Origin of the sequence: Pseudonocardia lacus (genome assembly GCF_018531445.1) — a bacterium.
Lineage (GTDB): Bacteria > Actinomycetota > Actinomycetes > Mycobacteriales > Pseudonocardiaceae > Pseudonocardia > Pseudonocardia lacus.
Window position 1 is genome coordinate 1 of record NZ_JAHDTH010000382.1, and the last position, 3,562, is coordinate 3,562.

General features: G+C 78.9%; 3 protein-coding genes. 2 read left to right on the forward strand and 1 reads right to left on the reverse strand.

Going from position 1 to position 3,562, the window contains the following annotated elements; genetic code table 11:
* A partial coding sequence (locus KIK08_RS38125) for a YibE/F family protein (RefSeq protein WP_250558628.1) occupies positions 1–1,223 on the forward strand: 1,223 nt, incomplete at its 5' end.
* A 6-nt stretch (positions 1,224–1,229) separates the two neighbouring features.
* Here KIK08_RS38125 and KIK08_RS38130 read toward each other — a convergent pair.
* Positions 1,230–1,778, reverse strand: coding sequence for a methyltransferase domain-containing protein (locus KIK08_RS38130; RefSeq protein WP_214408175.1), 549 nt, complete (start codon positions 1,776–1,778; stop codon positions 1,230–1,232).
* A 46-nt stretch (positions 1,779–1,824) separates the two neighbouring features.
* Here KIK08_RS38130 and KIK08_RS38135 point away from each other — a divergent pair.
* On the forward strand, positions 1,825–3,562 hold a 1,738-nt coding region (locus tag KIK08_RS38135), incomplete at its 3' end, for an ATP-binding protein (protein ID WP_214408176.1).

Here is a 3,562-nt window from a genome sequence, read left to right on the forward strand (position 1 = left end):
CCCCCGCGGGCACCGGTCGCCGGCGCCGCGCGGCCGTCCCCGTGGCGCCCGAGGCGGGGCACGGCCACGGCCACTCCCCCGCCGCGCCCGCGGGCCGACGGGTGCGCATCCTCATCGCGGCGCTGCTCGTGCCGTGCGCGCTCGCCACCCTCGTCGGGGTCGTGCTGCTGTGGCCGGGCAGCGCTCCGGCGCCGTCGAGCGCGCTGTCGCAGGAACCGGTCCGCGCCACCGTCACCCGGGCCGCGGCCTCGGACTGCACCCCCGGCTCGGGCGACGGCGCCTGCATGACGCTGCTGCTGGCCATGCAGGACGGCCCGATGCCCGGGCGCGACCTCGTGCAGGTGGTGCCGGTCGAGCCGAGCACGCCGCGCTTCGCCGTCGGCGACCGGGTCGTGCTGGGCTACTCCGGCGGCGACCCGGAGGACCCCGGCTCCTACCAGATCGTCGACTTCCAGCGCGGCACCCCGCTGATCTGGCTGGCCGCGCTGTTCGCCGCGGCGGTGATCGTGCTGGGCCGGTTCCGGGGGCTGGCCGCGCTGGCCGCGCTGGCGCTGAGCTTCGCGGTGCTGCTGCTGTTCGTGCTGCCGGCGATCCTGTCCGGCAGCGACCCGCTCGCGGTGGCGGTGGTGGGCTCCGGACTGATCATGTTCGCGGTGCTCTACCTGACCCACGGGTTCTCCGCGCGCACGTCGGTCGCCGTGCTCGGCACGCTGCTGTCGCTGGCGGTGATCGGCGGGCTGGGCACGCTGTTCGCGGCGCTGGCCGAGCTGACCGGCCTGGACGACCAGACGGCGAACCTGATCGCCTCGCTGGGCACCGGTGTCGACGCCCGCGGCCTGCTGCTGGCCGGGGTGGTGATCGGCGCGCTGGGCGTGCTCGACGACGTCACCGTCACCCAGACCAGCGCGGTGTGGGAGCTGCGCCGGGCCAACCCGGACCTGGGCGCGCCCGCGCTGTTCGCCGCGGCCATGCGCATCGGCCGCGACCACGTGGCCTCCGCGGTGAACACCCTCGTGCTGGCCTACGCCGGCGCGTCGCTGCCGCTGATGCTGCTGTTCTCGCTGTCCGGGCGGGGGCTCGCCGACGTGGTCACCTCCCAGGACGTGGCCACCGAGATCGTCCGGACGCTGGTCGGCAGCATCGGGCTGGTCGCCTCGGTGCCGATCACGACGGGGCTGGCCGCCGTGGTGGCCAGCCGCGAGCGGGTCCCGGCGGCGGCGTAGGGCCCGTCACGGCCCCGCCCCGGTGCGGCGGGCCAGCAGCGCCTGCTCGCCGTCTCCCTCCCGGTACTCGATCACCTCCAGGGCCGCGAAGGCCGCCCGCAGCTCCCCCGGCGCCGCCCGGAACGGCCCGTCCCCGCCGGACAGCACCGTGATCGCCAGCAGCCCGCCGGGGACCGGCGCCGCCGCCAGCGCCGGGTACCGCGCCGGGTCGCGGAACCGCTGGCAGACCACCAGGTCGTAGCCCGACGAGGTGCCGGCGGGCAGACCGGCGTCGAGGTCGTGGCGGTGGGTGCGCACCCGGTCGGCGACGCCGTGCCGCTCGGCGAGCGCGGCCAGGGCCTCCAGCGCCACCGGCGAGATGTCGACCGCGTCGACCACGAATCCGCGCGCGGCCAGCCACACCGCCACGGCCCCGCGCCCGCACGCCACGTCCAGCGCGCGGCCACCGCCGGCCAGCAGGTGCTCACGGCCGCGCAGCAGCGCGGGCGGCTCCGCCTCGACCGGCCGGCCTGTCGCGTGCTTGCCGTCCCAGCGCTGCGCGTCAGCCTCCGCCACGAGCGGCAGCCTAGGCCGCGGCGCCCCGGACTACGCTCGGGTCGCGATGAGCACGCGCGTGCAGAGCCCCGGGCTGGTCGGGCGGGCCGACGAGCGCCGCGTCCTGGACGCCGCCGCGGCCGAGGTCGCGGCGGGCGGGGTGGCCGTCGTGCTGCTCGGCGGCGAGGCCGGCATCGGCAAGACCCGCCTCGTCGACGCGGTCACCGCGGAGCTGCCCTGGACGGTGCTCGCCGGCGGGTGCGTCGAGCTGGGCGCGGAGGGGCTGCCGTTCGCCCCGTTCGTCGCGGCCCTGCGCGGACGCGATGCCGACCTCGACCCCGACGAGCGGGTCCGGCTGGCGCCGCTGCTGCCCGGCACGGCCGCGCCGGGCGCTGCCCCGGACGAGCAGTCCCGGCCCCGGCTGTTCGAGGGCGTGCTGGCCCTGCTGACCCGCCTCGCCCGGGAGCGGCCGGTGGCGCTGGTCGTCGAGGACACCCACTGGGCCGACCGGTCCAGCCTCGACCTGCTCGACTTCCTGGTCCGCAACCAGCGGGCCGCGCCCGGCACGCTGGTCGTGCTGACCCACCGCCGCGACGAGCCGGGCCCACCCGGTCTGCGCGACCTGCTGGCCGGGCTGGGCCGGCTGCCCTGGGCGCGCCGGCTGGTGCTGGGACCGCTGACCCGGGCCGAGGTCGGCGCCCAGGCCGGCGCGATCCTCGGCCGTCCCGCCGACCCCGCGCTGGTCGCCGACGTGCACCGGCGCAGCGACGGCAACCCGCTGTTCGTGGAGGCCCTGCTCGACGCGGGCGGGCGGCCCGGGGTGCCGGCGTCGCTGGCCGACCTGCTCACCACCCGCATCGAGCGGCTGGGCCCGGAGGTCGGGGCGGTGCTGCGGGCGGCGGCCGTCGGCGGCCCGCACGTCACCGACGGGCTGCTCGTCGCGGTGTGCGAGGGGTCCGACGTCACCGCGGCGGTGCGCGCGGGCGTCGCGGCCGGGGTGCTGGTCGTCGACGGCGAGGGCTACCGGTTCCGGCACGCGCTGATCCGCGACGCGGTGCTGGGCGCGGTGCTGCCCGGTGAGCGCGTCGAGCTGCACCGCCGCTACGCCGCCGGGCTGCGCGCGGCCGGCGGGTCCGACGCCGAGCTCTCCCACCACCTCACCGGCGCGGGCGACGGACCGGGGGCGGTCGTCGCGGCGTGGGCCGCCGCCCTGAGCGCCCGTCGCGCGCTGGCCCACGCCGAGGAGCTGGAGCTGCTGGAGCGGGTGCTGGGCTGGTGGGGTTCGCTGCCGCGGGCCGCGGAGCTGGTGGGCGCCGACCACGTCGCCGTGCTGGAGCGGGCGGCGACGGCCGCGCTGTGGGCGGGCGAGCCGGCGCGGGCCGAGGAACTGGTGACCGCGGCGCTCGCCGAACCCGCGGACGAAGGCTCCGACGTGCGCACCGCCGCGCTGCTGGAGCTGCGCGCCCAGGCCCGGACCAGGGCCGGACGACCCGGCGCGGTCGCCGATCTGCGGGCCGCGCTGCTGGCCGCCGGCGAGCACCGGCCCATCCGCCCCTACCTGCTCAACGCGCTGGCCGCGCAGCTCATGGACCTGCCCGACCCGCGGGCCGCCCGGGCCGCCGCCGAGCAGGCCCTCGCCGAGGCCACCGGCACCGGCGACGACCCGGCCGAGGCGGGCGCGCTGATCACCCTGGCCACGCTGGACGCCCGCGTCGGCGAGCTGGACGCGCAGCTGCCGCGCCTGGCCAGGGCGGCCGCCATCGCCCGCGCGGTCGGCGCGCACCAGCTGGGTCTGCGCGCGCTCG